The organism is Nocardia sp. NPDC051756 (assembly GCF_040681495.1).
Lineage (GTDB): Bacteria > Actinomycetota > Actinomycetes > Mycobacteriales > Mycobacteriaceae > Nocardia.
Map to the genome: position 1 here is coordinate 661,862 of NZ_JBFAYV010000001.1, position 22,968 is coordinate 684,829.

A 22,968-nucleotide genomic window follows, 5' to 3' on the forward strand; every position below is an offset into this window, starting at 1 on the left:
CGTCACACTTCCGGTGGCTGTCTCGTCTAGGTGATGTAGGAGAACACCGAGGAAAGGACGACAACGTGTCACGGATGAAGCTGGCGAAGGTTGCGCCGGAGCTGTACCAAGCGTGGTTCGCGGCCGAGGGCGCCATCCGCCGCGGCCCGCTCGACCCGGTGGTCCGGGAGCTGGTCAAGATTCGCGCCTCGCAGATCAACGGCTGCGTCTACTGCATCGACCTGCACACCACCGACGCCCGGCTGGCCGGGGAAACCGAAAAGCGCATCTTTCAACTCGACGCCTGGCGTGAGTCCGCGCTCTACACCGACGCCGAACGCGCCGCCCTCGCCTACGCCGAAGCGGTGACCAAGCTCGGCGACCACGGCGTCAGCGACGAGGTGTGGGCCGGCGTCGAGCAGCACTTCGACGAGGGCGCCGCGGCCGGGCTGGTGGCGGTCACCGCGATGATCAACCTGTGGAACCGCATCGGCGTGCCACTGCGGATGCAGCCCGACGTCGACTGAGGCGCAAGCACATTCGCGGACGGAAGGCGACCGGGACATCGGTCGCCTCCGGTCGGCCTCAGTCCGTCGGCGGCAGGATCGGCCGGGTGAAGTAGTCCTCGACCGGCAGCGGCCCGGTGTAGCGGCGACACGGGCAGCGCACCCACTCCCACGTGGCCGGCGCGATCGACCGCCGCTCCTCGGCGTGACACTCACCGGCCTGCGCGTCGTGGATGGCGAGGTCGTGCCCGCACCCGCATTTCGCGACGCTGCGCGTCGTTTTGCCACCGATGGCCCCGCGGTGGCCGTATCGTCCGACTGCCCAGCCGACGCCGAGGATTCCGGCGCCGACCGCCAGGGTAATGGGATCGAACATAGGTTAATTGTACGTATACGTATGCGAAGTTGATCGCCGAAGGGCCCCGATCTGTCGGTGGTATCGGCGAAGATGGCAGGTATGACGGAACTATCGCTGCGTGAGCTGAATCGAACCCTGCTGGTGCGTCAGATGTTGGCGCAGCGGGTCGCGATGACCCCGTTGGAATTGGTGCGCCATCTGGTGGCGGTACAGGGACAGGAACCGAACTGGCCCTACGTCGGGTTATGGTCCCGGCTGACCGACTTCGCGCACGACGACCTGGCCGCGCTGCTGCGCGAGCGAAAACTGGTGCGTTCGACCATGATCCGGCGCACCGTGCACCTCGCCGACGCGGACGACTTCGGCTGGCTGCGCCCGACGGTGCGCCCGATCGTGCACGCCGCTTTGCAGGCGGCCTACTACCGCGACGAGATCGAGGGCATCGATCTGGACGAGCTCGCCGCCGCGGGCCGGGAACTGCTGTCCGGCCGCATCCTGTCCCGCAGCGACCTCGGTCAGCTACTCGGCGAGCGTTTTCCGGACCGGCACCCGCGCAGGCTCGCCGAGTCGGCGGAGCTGCTGGTTCCGATGGTGCACAGCCCGGTCACCGGAGCCTGGGGCAAGTGGCGCAACCGCTCGGTGACCGTTGCCCTGGCCGACGAATGGATCGGTCTGCCGATGTCGACGGAGCCGCAGGCGGAAACCCTGATCCTGCGCTACCTGGCCGCGTTCGGCCCGGCCACGGTCGCCGACATGCAGGCCTGGGCCGGGGTCACCCGGCTCGCCGAGGTGGTCGACGAGATGCGTACCCGGCTGCGCGTTTTCACCGACGACCAGCACCGGGTGCTGTTCGACCTGCCGGACGCCCCGCTCGCCGACCCGAATCTGACCGTGCCGGTGCGTTTTCTGCCCGCCTTCGACAATGCGCTGCTCGGCCACAAGGATCGGCGCCGGATCATCAGCGACGAGGATTACCAGCGGATCGCCAGGGAGGCGTCCGGGGGCGTGCCGATGTACCTGGTCGACGGCTTCGTGCACGGCCGGTGGTCCTTGGACGACAGCACGATTCGGGTTACCCCGTGGCATCCGTTGTCGGCGACCGAGGCGGAGGAGCTGCGCGTCGAGGCCGAGCGCATGCTGACCTTCGTCGTCCCCGGTCAGGACGGAAAGGTCGTCATCGAAGGCTGAGTCGATATCCAGACCGGTAGACATATTCGGTTGAAACTCGCAAAGGCCGCTCCCACCTGGGGATCTCGGCAATCGATCAGCAACGTATCCGACTGCATGGTTTGAGAAGGCTCCGGTGAGGTACATCACTGGCGGCCCCCCTGATCGCGCGGCTAGCGACCAGGCCAACCAAGCCCTACGGACCGGCGGTGCGGCAACGCTTCACCTCCGCCGCGGTGGCCACCAGCTCGGCGCCTTGCGTGCGCTTCGAAGCGCGGGGTGTGTGCGGATTGCTCACGGTTGTTGTGCCCAAGCAAATGGTTGTGTCCTGCACGGTTGTGCCCTTTTGGAAGGAGGGTCATGAGCGAGTTGCCCATGTCGGTTTCGGGTCAGGTTTCCACCTCGGACTTGCTGTCGATCGATCACAGCGGCTCCCGATTCCGCATCGCGATGGTTGTTCCGCCGTACTTCGATGTGCCGCCCAAGGCGTACGGAGGCGTCGAGGCCGTCGTCGCCGATCTGGTCGATTCGCTGGTGGCGAGAGGACACGACGTCACCCTGCTGGGTGCGGGCGAGCCGGGCACCAAGGCCGCCAGGTTCATTCCGCTGTGGGACCGTATCTGCCCCGAGCGGCTGGGCGAGCCGTTCCCCGAGGTGCTGCACGCGCTGCGGGCGCGCCGGGCGATCGAGAAGCTCGCCGCCGCGGGCAGCATCGACCTCGTGCACGAGCACACCTTCGCGGGCCCGCTGAACGCGCCGGCGTATAGGGCCCTTGGCTTGCCGACCGTGGTCACCGTGCACGGCCCCGTCGAGGGCGAATGCCATGAGTACTACCGGGAAATGGGCGACGACATCTCGCTCGTGGCGATCAGCGATCGGCAGCAGGAGCTGGCGCCGGATTTGAATTGGGCTGGGCGAGTGCATAATGCTCTGCATCCCGAGGAGTGGCCGTTCCGTGCCGAGAAGGACGACTACGCGCTGTTCCTCGGCCGCTTCAACGAGTGCAAGGCGCCGCATCTGGCGCTGGAGGCCGCGCACGCCGCGGGCATGCCACTCGTGCTCGCGGGTAAGTGCAGCGAGCCGCCCGAGATCAAATACTTCGAGGAGCAGGTACGCCCGTTGTTGACCGACCAGGACCACGTGTTCGGCCTCGCCGACGCCGCAGCCAAGCGAAAGCTGTTGGCGGGAGCGAAATGTCTGCTCTTCCCGATCCGTTGGGAGGAACCCTTCGGCATGGTGATGATCGAGTCCATGGTGTGCGGCACCCCGGTGGTCGCGTTGCGCGGCGGCGCGGTGTCCGAGGTGATCGTCGACGGGGTCACCGGTCGCGTGTGTGACGATCCGGCCGAACTCACCGCCGCCATCGCCGAGGTGCAGACCATGGATCCGGCAGCCTGCCGCGCGCACGTCGAGGCCAATTTCGGCGCCGACACGCTGGGGCGCGGCTACGAGCAGGTCTACCGCAAGTTGATGCGGGCGCGGAAGCGCACCGGTTACCGCCGGTACCAGGACCAGGCCATCCCGATGCCCGCCGCGGCGAGCGGTCTCGCGTGACGGCGGATCCCACCGCCGCGCTCAGCCCCGCCCCGCTGAACTCCGGTGAGCCGACGGGGTTCGGTGGGGCGGGCTCGGTGACGCTGGTGGAGGGCGGCACCTTCTGTCTGTCGAACCGGCTCGGCGATGTCGAGCCGGGCCGTCCGCATGGCCTGTTCTTCCGGGACGCGCGGGTCATCTCCCGGTGGGAGCTGCTGGTGGACGGCCATCTGCCCGAACCGCTTTCGGTGCTCAGCCCGGAGGCGTTCGCGGCCCGGTTCGTCTTGCGAAGACCGCCGACGGCCGGGCTGGCCGACAGCACGCTGCTGGTGGTGCGCGAGCGGGTCATCGCCGACGGCATGCACGAGGTGCTCACGCTGGAGAACATGGGGCGCGAGCCCACCGCGGTCACCCTCGAATTGCATGTCGACGCCGACTTCGTCGACCTGTTCGCGGTCAAGGAGGGCCGGGCAGGCAACGGACGGTCCGAGGTGACGGTGGCCGAGGGCGAGCTGCTGTTCCATGATCGGGCCGATCGGATGCGCGGGCTCTCGGTGTCCGCGACCGTCGAACCCACGGTCTTGCCGGGCACGTTGATGTGGCGGGTGGTCGTGCCCGTCGGCGCGAGCTGGCAGACCGAGATCACCGCGCAGCCCACGCTCGGTAATCAGCGGTTCCAAGCGCCGCTGGCTCCCGGCGAGCATTACGGGGTGAGCGCGCCCGGTCGCAAGATCGCGGCTTGGCGGCACACCGCCACCGACATCGCCGCATCGCTTCCGGAGCTGAGTCAGGTGCTGCGGCGCACCGAAAGCGACTTGGGCGCCTTGCAGATTCACGACGAGTCCGGCGAGAACAGACCGTTCGTCGCGGCCGGCGCGCCCTGGTTCATGACGTTGTTCGGCCGCGACAGCCTGCTCACCGCGTGGATGGCGTTGCCGCTCGAGGTCGACCTGGCGCTCGGCACGTTGCAGCAGCTGGCGGAACTCCAAGGGCAGACGGTGAATCCGCTGACCGAGGAGGAACCCGGGCGGATCATGCACGAGATGCGTCGCGGTCCGGCGGGTGGGCTGGTGCTCGGCGGCAACATCTATTACGGAACCGTCGATGCCACACCGCTTTTCGTGATGCTGCTGGCGGAATGCCTGCGCTGGGGCGCGGATTCGGACGCGATCCGCGACCTGTTGCCCGCGGCCGACGCGGCGTTGGATTGGATCAGAGACTACGGCGATCGGGACGGCGACGGGTTCGTCGAATACTGTCGCGCCACCGATCGCGGCCTGGTCAATCAGGGGTGGAAGGACAGTTGGGACGGCGTCAACGACCTGGAGGGGCACGTCTCGGAAGCGCCGATCGCGCTGTGCGAGGTCCAGGGTTACGTGCATGCCGCGCTGCTGGCTCGCGCCGAACTCGCCGACGCTTTCGACGACGCGGCCCGCGCGGCTGAGCTGCGCGATCAGGCGGCAGAGTTGCGCGGAAAGTTCGCCGAACAGTTCTGGCTGCCCGAGCGCGGGTGGTACGCCATCGCGCTGGACAAGGGCAAGCGTCGCGTCGACGCACTGACCAGCAATGTGGCGCACTGTCTTTGGTCCGGCATCGCGAGCGACGTGCACGCAGCCGAACTGGTGCAACGACTTTCGGGACCGGAGATGGACAGCGGCTTCGGCTTGCGCACCCTGTCCTCGGACATGGGCGCCTACAACCCGATGAGCTACCACTGCGGTTCGGTGTGGCCGCACGACACCGCGATCGCGGTGGCCGGCCTGCTGCGCTACCGGCATGTACCCGGTGCGGTGGATCTCGCGACCCGCCTGGCCACCGGATTGCTCGACGCCGCAGCGGCTTTCGACGGCAGACTACCCGAGCTGTACTGCGGTTTCCCGCGCTCGCGGTTCCCAGCCCCGGTGCCGTACCCGACCTCCTGCTCACCCCAGGCCTGGGCGAGCGCGGCCCCGCTGTTGCTGGTGCGGGCGTTCCTCGGCCTCGACCCCGACGTGCCCAACCGCACCATCACCGTGCGTCCGCTGGTGCCGGCGGAGTGGGGCCGAATCACCTTGTCCGCCTTGCGCCTCGGCCCGATCACCGTCGATCTCGAGGTGGAGGGCGCTCAGGTCACCGCCGCCCGCCTGCCCGACGATTGGCAATTGGTCACCAGATGAGTTTCCGATCTTGGTATGAATAGCCCGGCAACGGGGTATTCCTCCGGTGTAAGCATTTCGGTCATGCTGTTCAGGCGGATAGACGACGCAGGCTGGAGGCGCACCATGCAGACATCGCTGGATATGCGGGACCTGTGGAGCACACAGCACCGCGATTGCACCATCGAACCCCTCGACCTGGACATGGACCTCGCCCAGTTCGTCCGCAGTACCCACGCCGGCCACGGCCCCGATTGCTGCCAGTACCTGGCCGCCTCGGCCTACTATTTCGGCCACGCCGAAGTCGGCTGACGCCAACGGGTTCCGGTGACGACAGTGCCCCGGCTCCTGATGAGGCCGGGGCACCGTCGGGTCCGTGCGCGACTAAGTGGTGGGCGCCGGGGCGCCGATGCTGCCGGACAGGCTCGACAAGGTCTTTGAGAAGGTGTTCGCGGAGCCGGTCACGGGGTCGTCGATCGGCTGGACGCTGGACGGATCCAGGGGGAGGCCGGGTTCGGCAGCTGCGTGGGCGGCTCCGAGCAGTACGCCGAGTCCGAGGGCACTGAGTAGCAGGCTGTTCATCAGTATTCGCTGCATCGAGGTCCTTTCTTGGACGGCCATGGCCGTTGAATTTTGGTAAGCATTCGTTGCCGTGTCCGTTTTGGATGGTTGCGGCGGTCAGGAGTGACGAAAGTCTGACGTTGCGGCGTGGTCGACGCTGTTCAGGCCTGTACCAGGCACGATCGGAGTACGGCAGCCGTCTGAGGCGGAGTTGTCGGACACTGAGGTATCGACCCGGCTAGGACGTTGCGCGTCCGCTGACCGGTCACAATAAGGCCTTTTCGGCCAGGGAGGTGTCCGAAACCACATCTATGTGCGAAAATCGCACTATGACGGAAGATGCCGTATGGGCGGAGATAGGGGATCGCGTTCGCGAGAGCCGACTCGCGGCGAGCCTGTCTCAAGAACAGCTGGCGAACGAGGTCGGTCTGGAACGTACCAAAGTCGCCAAGATCGAGTCCGGAAACCGGCAGATCAATGCGGTCGAGCTGACGCGCCTCGCCAGGGCGCTCGGCATGCCGCTCAGTCATTTTCTATATCCCCGTCCGGAAGTGATATCCAGGCGCGCGCCGCTAGTCGATGATACAAACTCATCAGCTGCTCGTGAGTCGTATCAGATCGAAGCCAAGCTTTCTGCGTGGCTGAGAGATGTTCGACAATTAATGGATTTAGGCGTGCTTTCACCCAAGCCATTATTGAAGTATCCCGGTGCGTTGAACATGTCGGACGCCGCTCGGCAAGCGGCAGTTTGGACTCGAAGCCGGCTGGATCTGGACGATACACCGATATCAACTCTTATGGCGGTATGCGAATCGGCTGGACAATTCGTCCTGGTTGTTGATCTGCCGGGTGACGGAGCGTCGCTCGTCGATCGTGACGTAGCGGTCGCCGTAGTCAGCAATAAGCATTCGCCGGGAAGGCGGAGGGCGACGGCAGCCCATGAATTGGGCCATCTAGTTCTAGGCGATGAATACTCGAGCGATCTCGGCGGTGGAATCGCAGCCTCGCGCGCTGACCGGGAAGGCCTGATCGACGCCTACGCGGCTGAACTTTTGCTGCCTATCCAGGTAGTTAGAAAATTCAGGCCGAACTCTGACCTCCGTAAGCACCTTACCAAGCTCTGTGCCACGTATCGGACATCGTGGTCGCTCGCGGTTCGGCAAGCGGCGGCGGCAGGACTGATAGCTGCCGATCAGTGTGCTGGATGGCAATCGAAGCCTCCCCCAACACATGCCGAGATGATGGAGTCTGTCGGCTGGACGCCTCCTCCGGATTTTGAAAAGGTGCGGGTACCGCCGAGTTACGCCGATGCGGTCCTTGCGGCTTGGCGAGCTGACATGATAACAACAAGCCGAGCGATAGAACTTATGCACGGCCAGATCAACGCTGAAGATTTAGGGCTCAAACCAGAAGATGGATTCGCGCCATGAAATTGGCCCGAACACGGCTCGTATTCGACGCTATGTGTTTGAACCATTTCGCGCAAATAGACCGGCTGGACGTCTTGCGTGATCTTCTGGTTCAATATGAATGCTCCACGACAGAGTTTGTGCGTAAAGAGCTTCGCGCGGGGATGGCTGACCATCCACTCTTGGTCAATGCGCTCGAGTCGGATTGGTTGGGGGTCGTCCCGCTGGATTCTATCGAGGAGTTGATCCTTTTCGATCAATGGGCCAACAGGATTGGTGCAGGGCAGCGTGATGTCGGCGAAGCAAGTATATTTGCAGCGGCAGAGATATTGAACGGTATTGCAATTACTGACGATAAAGACGCTACACGCGTTGCAAGAAAATTTGGACTGGAAGTGCATGGCACGCTGTGGTTGCTGGCCAACGCGTGCAAATTAGGAAAGTTGTCTGAGGGTGCTGCGGGCAATCTCATCGATATGCTGATAGACAGCGAGATGCGCTTGCCATGCATAGGTTTCGAGTTTCCTGCATGGGCTCGTTCGCATGGCCTTCTTTGAGCTTGCGGTTTGCTGAAGGTCGCCGTGCCGGAGGGTGTATTCGCTCGGCTGAGCGCTGGGAGCTGTGCTCGTCGCAGAGCTGGGGTGGATGGTCGGACACAGTCGAGGTGGTCAGGAGTGACGAAAGTCTGACGTTGCGGCGTGGGCGACGCTGTTCGGTGCTCGGACCAGGCACGATCGGGGTATGACGTCAGATCCAGCGGATACGGTCGGTGCCCCGTCGAAGCGGCGGGGGTGAGTGGCGTGCGGGTGCTGTTGACCGGTGCTGCGGGGTTCATCGGGTCGCATGTTCGGCGGGAGTTGGTCGATGCGGGGCATGAGGTGGTTTCGCTCGATCTGATGGTGTCGGCGGCGCATGGTCCGTCGGCACCTACGCCCGAAGGTATTGAGCGGGCGGACGTTCGTGACGGTGCTGCGCTCGACGCGGCGTTGCGGGGCGTCGAGGTCGTCTGTCATCAGGCGGCGGTGGTCGGTAACGGCGTGAGTGCGCAGGATGCGCCCGCCTATGCCAGCCACAACGACTTCGGGACGGCGGTCTTGCTGGCGGCGATGGATCGTGCGGGGTGCCGGCGGCTGGTGCTCGCGTCCTCGATGGTCGTGTACGGCGAGGGGCGGTATCGCGGCGAGCGTTGCGGCGCAGTCGAAGTCGGTGTTCGCCGAATCGAGGATCTGGACGCCGGGATGTTCGAGTACCGGTGTCCGGACAGCGGCGAGATACTCACCTGGGATTCCGTGCCCGAGGATGCGCCGTTGCGCCCGCGCAGCTTGTACGCGGCGAGCAAACTCGCACAGGAGAATTACGCTTCGGCGTGGGCGGCGGTGACGGGGTCATCGGTGACTGCGCTCCGCTACCACAACGTCTACGGCGACGATATGCCCAGGGACACACCCTATTCCGGGGTCGCGGCGATCTTCCGGTCTGCGCTGGAGGCCGGTCAGCCGCCGCAGGTGTATGAAGATGGCGGGCAGACACGGGATTTCGTGCACGTCACCGATATCGCCGCGGCGAACCTCGCCGCGGTGGAGCAGCCGCTGCCCGGTTTCGTCCCGCTCAATGTCTCCTCCGGACGCCCCATCACGATCCGGGAGGTAGCGGTCACGCTGGCGGCGGCGCGCGGCGGGCCCGACCCGGTGGTGACCGGGCGTTATCGCCCGGGTGACGTGCGACATGTGGTCGCCGATCCGGACAAGGCCAGGCGCGCACTGGGTTTTGCCGCGCGAGTGGATCCCGTCAACGGCCTCACCGAGTTCGCGTTCGCGCCGCTGCGCAGTAGTGCGGGGGTCTACGCGCCCACCTTGTGATGGTCGGTCAGTTGCCCGACAGCGGTAACCGAACCTCGAAACGACTACCGGTAGGCCGGTTCTCGGCGGTGATGTCGCCGCGGTGCGCCTCGACCAGTCCGGCGGCGATCGCCAATCCCATTCCGCTGCCGGTGGGTACGCCGTCGGCGGCGACCGGCGAACGCGCCGCGGTGCCGCGATAGGCGACCTCGAAGATGCGCGGCAGATCCGCCTCGGCGATCCCGGGCCCGGTGTCGTCGACCCTGGCCCACGCCTGACCGTCGGCGGCGCCCGCCGAGATGGCGACCTCGCCGCCGGGCGGGGTGTGCGCGATGGCGTTGGACACCAGGTTGGTCAGCACCCGGCCGAGCGCCTGATCGTTGGCCGACACGACGATTCGGGAATCCGGCTGCTCCGCGCGCAGTTCGACCTGCGCGCGTTCGGCGGTCGGGCGGTTCGCGGCGAGCACCTCGTCGATCAGCTCGCGCAGATCCACCGGTTCCAGTTCGAGGCGCAGCGCACCCGCGTTGATCTTCGACATCTCGAACAGGTCGTCGACCATGCGGGACAGGCGGTTGGTCTCGATGCCGATCTGCTCGGCGTAGGACGCCACGTCGGCCTGCCCGCTGACCACGCCGTCGGACAGCGCCTCGGCCATCGCCCGAATTCCCGCCAGCGGGGTCCGCAAGTCGTGACTCACCCAGGCGACCAGCTCGCGCCTCGACTTCTCCGCCGCCCGCTCCTGCTCGCGGATCTGCTTCTCCCAGACCATCTTCCGCGCCTGCTCCCGGCCGAGCAGAACCGCGGCGGGCACGGTCACCGCAGCGACGATGCCGAGCACCACCGCGGTGCGTTGCAGCTGCTCGGTGAACATCAGGCCGCTGACCCCGATGATGCCCGCGAGGGTGGACAGCGTCGGAATCAGCACCAGCACAGCCATACTCGTGGTCACCGAGCGATTGCTGGTGGCGCGCAGGATCAGCGCGCCGATCAACACCACCGGCACCGAGCAGGCCAGCGAGTACAGGATCAGCTGGGTGGTGTCCTCAGGCATCGACGGCTCCATTTCCCGGTTCGGTTCGCGCCCACGCATATCCGCGACCCCACACCGTCTCGATGCGATGGCGGGCGCCGAGTTTCGCGCGTAACCGCTTGATGTGCACGGTGACCGTGGATAAATCGCCGAAATCCCAGCCCCACACCTGGGCGAGCAGCTGCTCGCGGCTGAACACCTGCTGCGGATGCTGGAGCAGGAAGACCAGCAGATCGAACTCGCGGGGCGTGAGGTCCACCGGAGCGCCGTCGACCAGCGCGAGCCGGAAGGCGGGCCGCACCTCGATCGCGCCGTCGCGCAGCGGCGGCGGGGCATCGTCGCGCACGACCTGTGCGCGGCGCAGCACCGACGCGACCCGCAGCGCGAGTTCGCGGGGACTGAACGGCTTGGTGACGTAGTCGTCGGCGCCTGCCTCCAGCCCGAGCACCCGGTCGTCCTCGTCGCCGAGCGCGGTGAGCAGGATGACCGGCGTCTGCGGGCGTGGACCCGAGCGGATCGCGCGGCAGATCTCGATGCCGTCCGGCGCCGGCATCATCACGTCCAGCACGGCCAGGTCGATCTGATCGCCGGTGTCCGCGAGCGCCGCCAAAGTGGTTGGGCCGTCGGCGGTTTCGCGGACGGTCAGACCGTCGCGTTCGAGGTAGCGCCGCACCACGTCCCGGACAACGGGATCGTCGTCGGCGATCAGGATGGTCATCGTTTCACCAATTCGTCAGGATCGAGTGGGCCAGCACCAGGGTGCCGAAGCCCTGCACCGCGAGCCAGCCGCGGGCAGTGGACCGGGGTAGGAACGCGGTGGCGGCGATCAGCCACATATCGAACGGTAACCAGATGCGTTCGGTTTCCGCCTTACTCAGCCCGCTGATGTCCGCGGCCAGGATCGCGCACAGCGCCGCGGCGACGAGCAGCGCCGTTGGATCGAAGGCGCGCAGCACGCGCGGGGACAACGCGCGATGCAGCGCCGCGGTGCTCGCGAGGCCGACCGCGCAGACCGTCGCGGCCAGATTGCCCCACCACCAATACGCGTACGACCGATTCTTGGCGACGCCCTGGTAGTAGCGCTCCACCACCAGGTGATAGCCGTCGAGCCACCAGAATCCGGACAGCGTGAAGGCCGCGACGACCACCAGCGCGCCGGCCAGCGCGGGCAGCAGCGGCCGGATGGTCCGGCCGGCGATGAGGACCGCCACCGCGGGTAACGCCATCAACGTCAATCCATAACTGAGATAGATGCCGAAGGCGAACAGCACCCCCGCCGCGACCGCCGTTACCTGACTGCCCGCGGGCTGAGCGGCGAGCGCGAGCAACGCGACCGCCCACGCGGTGACGCCGGCGAACATCGCGTCGGCGGAGACGGCAATCCAGACCGCGGCGGGCGCCAGGGTGAGAAACGGTAACGCGGACCGAGCGCGATCCTCTGCGCCGAGCGCGCGCAGCGCGACCGCGACCGCGACCACCGCACTCGTGCCGATCAGCATGCAGGCGAAGGCCGCCCATGTACTGCCGCCGAGACCGAGGCGATCCAGCAGCACGAAGAACAGCAATGCGCCCGGCGGATGTCCGGACACGTGGGTGGTCCACGAGTCCGGCTGGAAATCGAGGATGCGATCGGCGAATCCGCGCAGCATCGCGGCGATGTCGGTGACCCCGCCGACCTCGTGCAGGTATTCGTTGGGGTCGTTGAACCGGTCGGTGAAGCCGCGCTGCCAGCCGTCGACCATGGCCAGCGCGAACGTCCAGCCGATCGCGGTGACCCACGACAGTGCCAGCAGCCGCCGCCAGGCCAAGCGCTGGGCCAGCGCCGGACCTTGCACGGCAACGAATGCCGCGATGACGATCGCGGGGCCGGTGCCCCAGCCGAGGTGCGGTACCCAGGAGCCGAAGATCGGCGCGGCGGCCGCGTAGAGTTTGCTAGTCCATTGCGGGCTGGCGACTCTCGGGATGATGAACGCTGTCGCGACGAGTGCGGCAGCGATGCCGGCACTGATCAGGTCGCCGCGGACACGGACACGCGGCTGGGCTGCGACCTCGGAGACGTCATGCACGGCTATCACGATAGGTTGCCCGCCGGACGGTTAGCGCTGTTCCGACCGCTTTTTCTGACGACGTCACTGTTTCGTCACAGGTTTTTCGGCCGTGTGGGGAGTCCGACGGCTTAGCGTCATTCCCGTGACTCGAACCCAGGGTGATCCAGACGGAGTGACCGTGGTGATTCCGTGCCGAGACGAAGCTGATGCGTTGCCGGATGTGCTTGCCGCCATCCCCGCGGGGTACCACGCGCTGGTCGTGGACAACGGCTCGACCGACCAGACGGCGGCCGTCGCCCGCGCTCGCGGCGCCACGGTGGTGCACGAGGGCAGACCGGGCTATGGGGCCGCGGTCCAAGCGGGCATCGCGGCGGCGAGCACCGAGATGGTCGCGGTGCTCGACGGCGACGGTTCGATGGACCCGGGCGAACTGCCGGGTCTGGTCGAATTGGTCCGGGGCGGAGCCGATCTCGCGGTCGGACGCCGTCGGCCCACCCGCGCCGGGGTCTGGCCGTGGCATGCGCGGCTCGGCAATCTGCTCATCGCGCGTCGGCTGCGGCGCAAATACGGTCTGCCGGTGCACGATATCGGCGCGATGCGGGTGGCGCGGCGGGGCCAGATGCTGTCGCTCGGGCCGTTGCATCTGCGTTCCGGGTATCCCCTCGAACTGCTCGTCGGTGCCGCCTGCGCCGGTTGGCAGGTGGTCGAGCGGGACATCGCCTATCGACCACGGGCCGGGGGAGTGTCGAAGGTGTCGGGCTCCTGGATCGGAACCGCGCGGGCCACCAAGGATTTCCTGGCGGTGCTGCGATGAGCCCTTGTCCGGCAACACTGTTGGTGATCGCGAAAGCGCCGATCGCCGGGTTCGCCAAGACTCGATTGACGCCGCCGTTGACGCCGCAGGAGGCCGCGCGGGTGGCTGCCGCCGCATTGCTCGACACTCTCGATTCGGTGATGCGCAGCGAGGTCGCCCACCGGGTGGTCGCGTTCACCGGAGACCTGGCGTCCGCCGAGTGCAGCCGTGAATTATCCACCGCGCTTGCGCAATTCGAGGTGATTCCGCAGCGCGGTGACGGGTTCGGCGCTCGGCTCGCCAACGCCCATGCCGACGCCGCACGGTTCGGTGCACCGGTTCTCCAGATCGGCATGGACACCCCACAGGTCGGGCCGGAGGTGCTGACGGCGGCCGCAATCGAACTGGCGGAAGGGGACAGCGCACTGCTCGGTCCGGCCGACGACGGCGGCTGGTGGGCGCTCGGACTGCCCTCTGCCCAGCCGGCCCGGGTACTCGCGGACGTTCCGATGTCCACTGATCGAACCGGCGAGCTCACCCGAAAGGCATTGCAGGACTGCGGGTGCCGAGTCGACCCGTTGCCGCAGTTCAGCGATGTCGACACCTTCGCCGATGCGCTCCGCGTGGCCGCGGAATCCACCGGCCGGTTTGCTCGGACATTCCAGGAACTACGCGACCGGGGGTTGGTGTTGCGATGAATGCTTCGGTGGATTTCGCGGGTTGGGTTGTGCCGACATCGGAAGTCGTTGTGGCGGTGCAGCCGACGAGCAACATGAGCACGGATCGTGCTGCGCTGAATGACTCGGTGGGCTTCGTGGGTGTGCCGCGTGCAGGCGTCGGAAGCCGCCGCGGCGATGTGGCAGTAGAGCTGCCCCGGCGCGGGACGGTGCTGCGATGATCGGCGCGGACTTCGACATCTTCGATCGGGCGCTGGCCGGCGAAAGATGCTGGATGCGTGCGGCCGACGGCACCCGGCAACGGTTGCCCACCCGGCGCTGGCTGGGGCTCGCCGGCGGCGACCGCGGTGCTGATCGGGCGCTCACCCGCTGCTGCGACGGACCGACATTGGACCTCGGTTGTGGCCCGGGACGATTGGTCGCGGCCCTATTGCAACGAGGGGTACTGGCGCTCGGCGTAGACATCTCACCGACAGCGGTCGCCATCACCAGGTTTCGCGGTGCGCCCGCGTTGCGCCGGGACCTGTTCGGACCGTTGCCCGGAGCAGGCCGCTGGTCCTACGCACTGCTGGCCGACGGCAACATCGGCATCGGCGGCGACCCGAAACGCATCCTCGCCCGCACCGCGGAACTGCTCGCGCCGAACGGCCTGGCGATCGTCGAATTCGGCCGTCCGGGAACCGGTTCGGTAACCCGCCAGATGCGTCTGGAGTCCCGATCACGGATCGGATCCTGGTTCCCCTGGGCCTCGGTCGGCATAGACCACGCACACCACCTCGCAAACGCCACCGGCTTCCAGGTACTGAACACCGCCGAAATCGGCGGACGACACATCGCATGGCTACGCCGCCACACCCCGACGCCGGCGATCACATGACGCGCCCTCGCGCAGCCACTCCAGGCGGTGTCCGTGCATCCATCAACCGGAGAACCACTTCCGTGGCGCGATGGTCTCAGATGTCCGACGGGCGTGGCCCCGAGGTCGCCAGCGGGATAGGCGGTGTCCGATGAGCATCCGCGAGTCCATCGAGCGCAGAGGCACTTCCGTGGTGCGGTGGTTCCGCGTGTCCGACGCGCGCGGACCCGAGGTTGCCAGCCGGATAGGGATTGCCCTCGGCACTGCGATCCTGATCTGCTTCATCACCGGCCTGCTGAGCCACTGGATCCAACACCCGCCGACCTGGTTCTGGTGGCCCGCCCACCCGGTATGGCTGTACCGCCTGACTCAGGGCTTACACGTCATTTCGGGTGTTGCCGCGATCCCGTTGCTGCTGGTGAAGCTTTGGGCGGTCTACCCGAAACTGTTCCAGCGCCCCATCATCGGCTCACCCCTCCGCATGTTGGAGCGTGGATCGATCGCCTTGCTCGTCGGCGCGATCGTCTTCGAGCTGACCACCGGCCTCCTGAACATCGCCCAGTACTACCCCTGGAAGTTCTTCTTCCCCGCCGCCCACTACGCCATGGCCTTCGTCGCTATAGGCGCACTGGCCATACACCTGGCAGTCAAACTCCCGGTCATCCGAGACGCATTAACCCGCCCACTCGACTCGGCCCCCCATACAGCCACCACCCCCGCTGCTGCCGCCAACGTTGCTACCTCCACCACTCCCGCTGCTGGCGATGCCAGTGAACGTGCCGGGCGCGGTGCTCATAGTTATGCCGATGCCGATGCCGATGCCGATGCCGATGCCGATGCCGATGCCGTTGGGCGGAGGCATGTTTCGCGGCGCGCGGTGCTGACCGCGGCTTGGGTTTCCGCGGGGGTGGCGGGGTTGGCGGTTGCTGGTCAGACTGTTCCCTTTCTGCGGTGGGCGGCGGTGCTTGCGCCGCGTAGCGGGGAAGGGCCGCAGGGGCTTCCGGTCAACCGGTCGGCTAAGGCGGCGGGTGTCGTGGAGCTGGCGCGTGCCGCTGACTATCGGCTGACAGTGGTTGTCGGCGATCGCAAACGCGGCTTCAGCAGGGACGAATTGCTGGCGATGCCGCAGGTGCGTGCTCGGCTGCCGATCGCATGCGTCGAGGGGTGGAGCGCGTCTGGCGACTGGTCCGGCGTTCGGTTGCGTGATCTGCTTGCCGCAGTCGGGTCCTATCCCGGTGGCGACGTGCGCTTCCGCTCATTGGAGACCAGCGGCATCTACGCCAATTCGGTGCTACCGCAACGACATGCCATCGATGCGGACACACTCGTGGCGCTCACCTTGAACGGCGAAACACTCGACGTCGACCACGGCTATCCCTGTCGGCTGATCGCGCCGAGTCGTCCCGGAGTGCTGCAAACGAAATGGCTTTCGACGATCGAGGCACGCGCATGAACGCGATCAGAATTCTGCTGCTACTCGGCGGGCTGTGGCTCGGCTGGTACGGCATCACCCTGCTGCTCGACTTCCCGCGCGCCGATCTGTTGTCGGTCGCACTGTGGTTCGCCGGGGGAATCCTGTTGCACGACGCGGTATTCGCACCGCTCTGCGCTGCCATCGGCGTGACCGCCCGCCGCATGCTTCCCGGAACCTGGTGGGGCCCAATGGCATGCGGAGCGGTATGCACGGTGGCGTTGGTCGCGATCGCCGCCCCCGTCATCGATCGCGGCCACGCCATGTCGGACAATCCGACCGTTCTCGACCGGAACTACCCACTCGGACTAGCGGTGGCACTCATCCTGATCTGGGCGCTGGTGGTCGCCGCCGCGGTAGTGAGACTCGCCAACGATCACCGATCCCGCGCCGAAACCCCAAGGAGCACACCATGACCAGCTACGACGACCTGCGAGCAGTGTTCATCAACTGCACCCTCAAGCGTTCGCCGGAGGTGAGCAACACCCAGGGCCTCATCGATATCAGCGCCCGCATCATGGAGAAGAACGGCGTGCAGGTCTCGCACATCCGCGCGGTCGACCATGACATCGCCTTCGGCGTGTGGCCGGACATGACCGAACACGGCTGGCCCACCGACGAATGGCCCGCGCTGCAACGCCAGGTGATGGATGCCGACATCCTGGTCATCGCCGGCCCGATCTGGTTGGGCGACAACAGCTCGGTCACCAAGCAGGTCATCGAACGCCTCTACGCGAACTCGTCGATCCTCAACGACCGCGGCCAATACGCCTACTACGGCCGGGTCGGCGGCTGCCTGATCACCGGCAACGAGGACGGCGTCAAACACTGCGCCATGAACATCCTCTACAGCCTCCAACATCTCGGCTACACCATCCCGCCGCAAGCCGACGCAGGCTGGATCGGCGAGGTAGGCCCCGGCCCCTCCTACCTCGACCCCGACTCCGGCGGCCCCGCCAACGACTTCACCAACCGCAACACCACCTTCATGACCTGGAACCTCCTGCACTTCGCCCGAATGCTCAAGGACGCCAACGGCATCCCCGCCCACGGCAACCAACGCTCCGAATGGGACGCCGGCTGCCGCTTCGGCTTCGAGAACCCCGAATACCGCTGACTCCGGTTCGGCCCGCCCGCTGTCCGGTCCGGTGAGCGGACCCGGACGGTGGTCGACCTTCGTGCTATCCGCAGTCGCGGTCGTACGATCGAGGGGTGGCTATCGCTCAGTTGAGTTTGATCACGTTGAACTGTGCCGACAAGGAGGAGCTGGCGGCGTTCTGGGCCGCGCTGCTCGGAGGGGAGATCGTTTATCGTGCAGATGATTTGGCTGTGGTGCACACCGAGCGCGGGTCGCTGTGCGCATTGACCGTGCCGGACTATCGGCCGCCGACCTGGCCCGGGGGTGACACCCCGAACAACATTCATTTCGAACTGAAGGTCGACGACATGGACGACGCGCAGGCCGAGGCCGTCAAACTGGGCGCCCGCGTCGCCGAGGTGCAACCGGACCCGAAGACCTGGCGGGTGCTGTTCGACCCCGCGGGCCACCCGTTCTGCCTTGTCCCGCACGCCCCGTTGTTGCCGCTGGGTCCTCGCCCGACCGAAGACAACGCCTGAATCCTCATTCAGTGGCACACTGCGGCGGCAAAGTGCGAGTACGCCCCACCATGGTGTGCCACTCGACCGGCTGGAACGGCCGGAGGGCCGGTGACGACGTCTCACCGGCCCTCCGTCAGTATGCAGCTCAGCCCCGGAACGGATACTTCTGGTCGAGGTCGAGGTTCAGCTCGACCACGCTGACCCGCGGTTCACCGAGGAAGCCGAGCGTACGGCCGCTGGTGTGCTGGTCCACGAGTGAACGCACCTGGGTTTCGGAGATGCTGCGCGCCTTGGCGATTCGCGCGATCTGGATATCCGCGTACCGCGGCGAGATGTGCGGGTCCAGCCCACTGCCGCTGGCGGTGACCGCGTCCGTGGGCACCGGGGTATCGACGGGAGCATCGCCGAAGACCGGGACGATCCGTCCGGCCGAGTAATCCGCACCGGGCCTGGCGCACTCGACCTGGACACCCTTGTAGGTGGACAGGAACGGCGTCGCCGGGCACGCTTCGTTGACGCTCACCACCTGAGTGGGGTGCGAGACCTGACCGTCGGCGTCGCGCGGCCCGATCACCGAGAGCACCGCCCCGACACCGTCTTTGGTGCAGAACGGGCGGGCGCCGTCGACCCCCTCACGGTCGCCGACCTCCTTGCTGCGCGCGCACACGGTGGACAGCAGGCTCAGCTTGACGTTGGCCGGGTCGGCATCGAGAGTGTCCACGATGCTCTCCGGCCCGAGGTTGCTGGCCGCGGTGGCCAGCGGGTCGTAGCCGGTGCTGCCCGCCGCGGACGGCCTGCCCTGGAAGTACTGCACCAGCGCCTTGCCGTCCGGATCGGTGAAGGACTGTCCGATCAGGCTGGAGCCCACCGTCTTTCCGTCCACGGTGATCAGCGACCCGTCCGCCTTGTCGTGCAGGCCGGGTATCTGAGCGATCGCGAAAACCGCCAGGGGATAGACGATTCCGGTGATCACGGTGAGCACGAGCAGCGCCCGCAACGCGGCGAAGTGCTGCCGGATCCAAGTTGAAAACTGCATGTCAGGACATCCCAGGGAGGAGTTGGACGACGAGGTCGATGATCTTGATGCCGATGAACGGCGCGATGATGCCGCCGAGGCCGTAGATCAACAGGTTGCGGCTCAACAACTTCGACGCGTTGGACGGCGTGTAGTTCACGCCGCGCAGCGACAGCGGGATCAGCGCGACGATGATGATCGCGTTGAAGATGACCGCGGACAGGATCGCCGACTGCGGGCTGTGCAGCCGCATGATGTTCAGCGCGTCCAGCCCGGGGAACAGCGCGATGAACAGCGCGGGCAGGATGGCGAAGTACTTGGCGATGTCGTTGGCGATCGAGAAGGTGGTCAGCGCACCGCGGGTGATGAGCAGCTGCTTACCGATTTCCACGATCTCGATCAGTTTGGTCGGATCGGAATCCAGATCGACCATGTTGCCGGCCTCTTTGGCCGCCGAGGTGCCGGTGTTCATCGCGACGCCCACATCGGCCTGGGCCAGCGCCGGCGCGTCGTTGGTGCCGTCACCGGTCATCGCGACCAGCCTGCCGCCGTCCTGCTCCTTCTTGATCAGCGCCAGCTTGTCCTCCGGCGTGGCCTCGGCGAGGAAGTCGTCCACGCCCGCCTCGTCGGCGATCGCCTTGGCGGTCAACGGATTGTCGCCGGTGATCATGACGGTGCGGATGCCCATCCGGCGCATCTCGTCGAAGCGCTCGCGCATGCCCTGCTTGACCACGTCCTTGAGGTGGATGACGCCGAGCAGCCGCGCGGCGCCGTCGCTGACCTCACCGACCACCAGCGGCGTGCCACCGGAGGCGGACACACCGTCGACGGTCACGCCGACCTCGCTGGGCACGTTGCCGCCTTGTGCGCGAACCCATTCGATGACCGCGCTGGCCGCGCCCTTGCGCAGCTGGTGCCCGTCGTGCAGGTCGACGCCCGACATCCGGGTCTGCGCGGTGAATTCCACCCACGTCGCGCCCTTCAGCTCGCCGGGCGTGCGCTCGCGTTTGTTGAACGCCTGCTTGGCGTACACGACGATGGACCGCCCCTCGGGCGTCTCGTCGGCGAGGCTGGACAGCTGCGCCGCGTCGGCCAGCTCGTCGGCCGAAATGCCGGGCATCGGCACGAATTCCGAGGCCTGCCGGTTGCCGAGGGTGATGGTGCCGGTCTTATCCAGCAGCAGCGTGTTCACGTCGCCGGCCGCCTCGACCGCGCGGCCGGACATGGCGAGCACGTTGCGCTGCACCAGCCGGTCCATGCCCGCGATGCCGATGGCCGAGAGCAGCGCGCCGATGGTGGTCGGGATGAGGCACACCAGCAGCGAGACCATGACGATCCCGGTGATCCCGTTGACGTCCAGGGCCGAAGTGTCCGGCACGCCAGGGTTGTTCGCCTTGGAGAAGATCGCCAGCGGCTGCAAGGTGACCACCGCGAAGACGAAGATGATGGTCAGCGAGGCGAGCAGGATGTTGAGCGCGATCTCGTTCGGCGTCTTCTGCCTGCTCGCGCCCTCGACCAGGGCGATCATCTTGTCGATGAAGCTCTTGCCGGGCTCCTGGGTGATCTTGACGACGATCCGGTCGGACAGCACCGTGGTGCCGCCGGTCACCGCGGAGCGGTCACCGCCGGATTCCCGGATCACCGGCGCGGATTCACCGGTGATCGCCGATTCGTCTACGGAGGCAATGCCTTCCACGACATCACCGTCGCCGGGAATGACCTGTCCGGCCTCGACCACGACGTGATCGCCGCGTTGCAGTTCCGGTGCGGCGACGCCCTCCTCGATGACCTGACCGCCGGGCGTCCAATCCACCAAACGCCGTGCCACAGTGTCGGTTTTGGCCTTGCGCAAGGTGTCCGCCTGCGCCTTGCCGCGGCCCTCGGCCACGGCCTCGGCGAGATTGGCGAAGATCACGGTGAGCCACAGCCACACCACGATCGCCCAGGCGAAGAAGGTGGGATCGGAGATCGCGAGCACGGTGGACCAGACGGCGCCGAGCTCGACGATGAACATCACCGGGTTGCGCCACATGGTGCGCGGGTCCAGCTTGCGCACCGCGTCGGGCAGCGAGGTCAGCAGCATCTTGGGATCGAGCGCGCCGCGCGGTACCCGGCCGGACTTCTCGGCCAGCTGCTTCTTCGACTCGTTGAACTCGTCCGGAACGGTGACTTCAGTAGTGGGAGTGGTCATTTCAGTGGATTCCTTCGGCGAGCGGCCCGAGCGCGAGTGCGGGCAGGAAGGTGAGCGCGACCAGGATCACGGTGGTGCCGACGACCATGCCGATGAACTGCGGCCGGTGCGTCGGCAGCGTGCCGATCGACTCGGGGGTGTTGCCCTGCTTGGCCAGCGAACCGGCGAGCGCGAGCACGAAGATGATCGGCAGGAACCGGCCGAAGACCATCGCGAGGCCGAGCGCGGTGTTGTACCACTCGGTGTTGCCGGACAGGCCAGCGAACGCGGAGCCGTTGTTGTTGGCGGCGGAAGTGAAGGCGTACAACACTTCCGAGAGCCCGTGTGGTCCCGAGTTGGCCATCGAGGCGCGTTGTCCCGGCATGGCCATCGCGATCGCGGTGCCGATCAACACGATCAGCGGGCTGACCAGGAAATAGGAAGCGGCGAGCTTGATTTCGCGCGGCGTGATCTTCTTGCCGAGGTATTCCGGGGTGCGCCCGACCATCAGACCCGCGACGAACACGGTGATCACCGCGAGGATGAGCATGCCGTAGAGCCCGGAACCCGTTCCGCCCGGCGCTACTTCGCCGAGCTGCATGTTGAACATCGTCATCATGCCGCCGAGGCTGGTGTAGGAGTCGTGGAAGGAGTTGACCGCGCCGGTCGAGGTCAGCGTGGTCGCGCCGGAGAAGGTCGCGGAATCGGCTACGCCGAAACGGGTTTCGACGCCCTCCATGGACGCGCCGATCGCGGTCGGCACGGTGCCGTGGTGCGCGAGCTGGAACACATTGCTCAACGTCACGCTGATCAGCGCGATGGTGCCCATCACCGCGGCGATGGCCACGCCCTGCTTCTTGCTGCCGACCATCCGGCCGAAGGTGCGCGGCAGGGAGAAGCTGATGATCAGGATCAGGAAGATCTCGATCCAGTTGGTCCAGGTGGCGGGGTTCTCGAACGGGTGCGAGGAGTTGGCGTTGTAGAAGCCGCCGCCGTTGGTGCCGAGCTCCTTGATCACCTCCTGGCTGGCCACCGGGCCGCCGGTGATGGTCTGCTCGGTGCCGTTCAGCGTCTGTGCGACCTGGTCGTGCAGGTGGAAGTTCTGGATCACGCCGCCCGCGACCAGCACGATCGCGAACACGAACGCGATCGGCAGCAGGATGCGCAGGGTGCCGCGCACCAGGTCCACCCAGAAGTTGCCGAGATCACCGGTGTGCCGGCGGGCGAACCCGCGCACCAGCGCGACTGCGACGGCCATGCCGACGGCGGCGGAGACGAAGTTCTGCACCGCGAGGCCGGCCATCTGCACCAGGTGCCCCTGGGTGGACTCACCGGAGTAGTTCTGCCAGTTCGTGTTCGTCACGAAGCTGACCGCGGTGTTCCAGGCCAGCGCCGGGGTCATCTCGGTGCCGGGATCGTTGAGGTGCAGCGGCAGCTTGCCCTGGAGCAGCTGCAGGAAAAAGAGGAACAGAATGCTGACCGCCGAGAAGGCCAGCACGCTGCGGGCATACACGCCCCAGGTCTGTTCCACTTCCGGCTGCACGCCGATGGCCTTGTACAGAACGCGCTCGGCGCGCGAGTGCTTGGTGTTGTTGTAAACCCGGTACATGTAGTCGCCGAGCGGCACATGGACCAGGGCGAGCGCGATGATCAGGGACGCGATGAACGCGATCCCCGCCGTAGTCGTGTTCACCTAGAACCTCTCGGGGAAAAGCAGCGCCGCGACCATGTACACCGCGACGGAGATGGCGAGAACCAAACCGATCAGGTTCGCGATCACAGCTTCTCCACCCCTCGCTGGATCAGCCCCAGCAGGGCGA

At 66.6% G+C, this 22,968-nt stretch carries 25 protein-coding genes; 16 read left to right on the forward strand and 9 right to left on the reverse strand.

Features of this window, described 5'->3' with window-relative positions:
• Positions 1 to 74: 74 nt before the first annotated feature.
• Positions 75 to 506, forward strand: coding sequence for a carboxymuconolactone decarboxylase family protein (locus tag AB0M22_RS03160; protein WP_364720380.1), 432 nt, complete (start codon positions 75 to 77; stop codon positions 504 to 506).
• Between the two features lie 58 nt (positions 507 to 564).
• Here AB0M22_RS03160 and AB0M22_RS03165 read toward each other — a convergent pair whose 3' ends face one another.
• On the reverse strand, positions 565 to 861 hold the full coding sequence (locus AB0M22_RS03165) for a hypothetical protein (RefSeq protein ID WP_364720383.1): 297 nt from the start codon (positions 859 to 861) through the stop codon (positions 565 to 567).
• Positions 862 to 942: 81 nt separating this feature from the next.
• Between AB0M22_RS03165 and AB0M22_RS03170 the strand changes: the two genes are divergently transcribed.
• From AB0M22_RS03170 to AB0M22_RS03185, 4 genes are all read left to right on the forward strand, one after another.
• On the forward strand, positions 943 to 2,031 hold the full coding sequence (locus tag AB0M22_RS03170; protein ID WP_364720385.1) for a winged helix DNA-binding domain-containing protein: 1,089 nt from the start codon (positions 943 to 945) through the stop codon (positions 2,029 to 2,031).
• 429 nt (positions 2,032 to 2,460) lie between these two features.
• Complete coding sequence (locus AB0M22_RS03175; RefSeq protein WP_364721624.1) at positions 2,461 to 3,564, forward strand: glycosyltransferase family 4 protein; 1,104 nt, start codon at positions 2,461 to 2,463, stop codon at positions 3,562 to 3,564.
• A gap of 35 nt (positions 3,565 to 3,599) precedes the next feature.
• The gene (locus tag AB0M22_RS03180) at positions 3,600 to 5,699 is read left to right on the forward strand and encodes a glycogen debranching N-terminal domain-containing protein (RefSeq protein ID WP_364721626.1); all 2,100 of its coding nucleotides are present in this window, start codon (positions 3,600 to 3,602) and stop codon (positions 5,697 to 5,699) included.
• A gap of 105 nt (positions 5,700 to 5,804) precedes the next feature.
• Positions 5,805 to 5,990 (forward strand): hypothetical protein, encoded by a 186-nt coding sequence (locus AB0M22_RS03185; protein ID WP_364720388.1) that lies wholly within the window; start codon positions 5,805 to 5,807, stop codon positions 5,988 to 5,990.
• A gap of 72 nt (positions 5,991 to 6,062) precedes the next feature.
• Here AB0M22_RS03185 and AB0M22_RS03190 read toward each other — a convergent pair whose 3' ends face one another.
• Positions 6,063 to 6,275: a hypothetical protein gene (locus AB0M22_RS03190; RefSeq protein WP_364720390.1), complete on the reverse strand. Its 213-nt coding sequence runs from the start codon at positions 6,273 to 6,275 to the stop codon at positions 6,063 to 6,065.
• Between the two features lie 293 nt (positions 6,276 to 6,568).
• Here AB0M22_RS03190 and AB0M22_RS03195 point away from each other — a divergent pair, with 293 nt between their 5' ends.
• The 3 genes from AB0M22_RS03195 (at position 6,569) to AB0M22_RS03205 (ending at position 9,507) form a co-directional block, all read left to right on the forward strand.
• Entirely contained in the window at positions 6,569 to 7,669 is a 1,101-nt protein-coding gene (locus AB0M22_RS03195; RefSeq protein ID WP_364720392.1) for an XRE family transcriptional regulator, read from the forward strand.
• Positions 7,666 to 8,205 carry a hypothetical protein gene (locus AB0M22_RS03200; RefSeq protein ID WP_364720395.1) on the forward strand — a complete coding sequence of 180 codons (540 nt, stop codon included), beginning with the start codon at positions 7,666 to 7,668 and terminating at the stop codon, positions 8,203 to 8,205. The genes AB0M22_RS03195 and AB0M22_RS03200 overlap by 4 nt, the downstream gene beginning before the upstream one ends.
• Before the next feature lie 234 nt (positions 8,206 to 8,439).
• Positions 8,440 to 9,507 carry an NAD-dependent epimerase/dehydratase family protein gene (locus AB0M22_RS03205; RefSeq protein ID WP_364720397.1) on the forward strand — a complete coding sequence of 356 codons (1,068 nt, stop codon included), beginning with the start codon at positions 8,440 to 8,442 and terminating at the stop codon, positions 9,505 to 9,507.
• Between the two features lie 7 nt (positions 9,508 to 9,514).
• On the opposite strand, the gene AB0M22_RS03210 is transcribed toward AB0M22_RS03205, so the two are convergent.
• Genes AB0M22_RS03210 through AB0M22_RS03220 form a run of 3 tightly spaced genes read right to left on the reverse strand, consistent with a single transcriptional unit; the run spans position 9,515 to position 12,531 of the window.
• Positions 9,515 to 10,540, reverse strand: coding sequence for a HAMP domain-containing sensor histidine kinase (locus tag AB0M22_RS03210; RefSeq protein ID WP_364720400.1), 1,026 nt, complete (start codon positions 10,538 to 10,540; stop codon positions 9,515 to 9,517).
• Positions 10,533 to 11,237, reverse strand: a complete 705-nt coding sequence (locus AB0M22_RS03215; protein WP_364720402.1) for a response regulator transcription factor — start codon at positions 11,235 to 11,237, stop codon at positions 10,533 to 10,535. The genes AB0M22_RS03210 and AB0M22_RS03215 overlap by 8 nt, the downstream gene beginning before the upstream one ends.
• A 4-nt stretch (positions 11,238 to 11,241) precedes the next feature.
• A complete protein-coding gene (locus AB0M22_RS03220) occupies positions 11,242 to 12,531 on the reverse strand; it encodes a hypothetical protein (protein ID WP_364721628.1) in 1,290 nt (429 codons plus the stop codon).
• A gap of 178 nt (positions 12,532 to 12,709) precedes the next feature.
• On the opposite strand from AB0M22_RS03220, the gene AB0M22_RS03225 reads away from it, so the two are divergent.
• The 8 genes from AB0M22_RS03225 to AB0M22_RS03260 all read left to right on the forward strand — a co-directional run bounded on the left by AB0M22_RS03225 (position 12,710) and on the right by AB0M22_RS03260 (position 17,981).
• Positions 12,710 to 13,381, forward strand: coding sequence for a glycosyltransferase family 2 protein (locus AB0M22_RS03225; RefSeq protein WP_364720404.1), 672 nt, complete (start codon positions 12,710 to 12,712; stop codon positions 13,379 to 13,381).
• Positions 13,378 to 14,058: a DUF2064 domain-containing protein gene (locus AB0M22_RS03230; RefSeq protein ID WP_364720407.1), complete on the forward strand. Its 681-nt coding sequence runs from the start codon at positions 13,378 to 13,380 to the stop codon at positions 14,056 to 14,058. The genes AB0M22_RS03225 and AB0M22_RS03230 overlap by 4 nt, the downstream gene beginning before the upstream one ends.
• Positions 14,055 to 14,258 (forward strand): hypothetical protein, encoded by a 204-nt coding sequence (locus tag AB0M22_RS03235; protein ID WP_364720409.1) that lies wholly within the window; start codon positions 14,055 to 14,057, stop codon positions 14,256 to 14,258. The genes AB0M22_RS03230 and AB0M22_RS03235 overlap by 4 nt, the downstream gene beginning before the upstream one ends.
• Positions 14,255 to 14,914, forward strand: a complete 660-nt coding sequence (locus AB0M22_RS03240) for a class I SAM-dependent methyltransferase (RefSeq protein ID WP_364720412.1) — start codon at positions 14,255 to 14,257, stop codon at positions 14,912 to 14,914. Before AB0M22_RS03235 ends, AB0M22_RS03240 begins: the two co-directional genes overlap by 4 nt.
• 130 nt (positions 14,915 to 15,044) lie before the next feature.
• Positions 15,045 to 16,346 (forward strand): molybdopterin-dependent oxidoreductase, encoded by a 1,302-nt coding sequence (locus AB0M22_RS03245; RefSeq protein WP_364720414.1) that lies wholly within the window; start codon positions 15,045 to 15,047, stop codon positions 16,344 to 16,346.
• Positions 16,343 to 16,780 carry a hypothetical protein gene (locus AB0M22_RS03250; RefSeq protein ID WP_364720416.1) on the forward strand — a complete coding sequence of 146 codons (438 nt, stop codon included), beginning with the start codon at positions 16,343 to 16,345 and terminating at the stop codon, positions 16,778 to 16,780. Before AB0M22_RS03245 ends, AB0M22_RS03250 begins: the two co-directional genes overlap by 4 nt.
• Positions 16,777 to 17,481 carry a flavodoxin family protein gene (locus AB0M22_RS03255; protein WP_364720418.1) on the forward strand — a complete coding sequence of 235 codons (705 nt, stop codon included), beginning with the start codon at positions 16,777 to 16,779 and terminating at the stop codon, positions 17,479 to 17,481. The genes AB0M22_RS03250 and AB0M22_RS03255 overlap by 4 nt, the downstream gene beginning before the upstream one ends.
• Positions 17,482 to 17,576: 95 nt before the next feature.
• Positions 17,577 to 17,981: a VOC family protein gene (locus AB0M22_RS03260; protein ID WP_364720421.1), complete on the forward strand. Its 405-nt coding sequence runs from the start codon at positions 17,577 to 17,579 to the stop codon at positions 17,979 to 17,981.
• Between the two features lie 127 nt (positions 17,982 to 18,108).
• Here AB0M22_RS03260 and AB0M22_RS03265 read toward each other — a convergent pair whose 3' ends face one another.
• The 4 genes from AB0M22_RS03265 to AB0M22_RS03280 all read right to left on the reverse strand — a co-directional run bounded on the left by AB0M22_RS03265 (position 18,109) and on the right by AB0M22_RS03280 (position 22,928).
• Complete coding sequence (locus tag AB0M22_RS03265) at positions 18,109 to 18,999, reverse strand: potassium-transporting ATPase subunit C (RefSeq protein WP_364720424.1); 891 nt, start codon at positions 18,997 to 18,999, stop codon at positions 18,109 to 18,111.
• Position 19,000: 1 nt separating this feature from the next.
• Positions 19,001 to 21,061 (reverse strand): potassium-transporting ATPase subunit KdpB, encoded by a 2,061-nt coding sequence (gene kdpB / locus AB0M22_RS03270; protein ID WP_364721630.1) that lies wholly within the window; start codon positions 21,059 to 21,061, stop codon positions 19,001 to 19,003.
• Between the two features lie 109 nt (positions 21,062 to 21,170).
• Entirely contained in the window at positions 21,171 to 22,841 is a 1,671-nt protein-coding gene (gene kdpA / locus AB0M22_RS03275) for a potassium-transporting ATPase subunit KdpA (protein ID WP_364720426.1), read from the reverse strand.
• On the reverse strand, positions 22,842 to 22,928 hold the full coding sequence (locus AB0M22_RS03280) for a potassium-transporting ATPase subunit F (protein ID WP_223885482.1): 87 nt from the start codon (positions 22,926 to 22,928) through the stop codon (positions 22,842 to 22,844).
• Between the last annotated feature and the right edge of the window lie 40 nt (positions 22,929 to 22,968).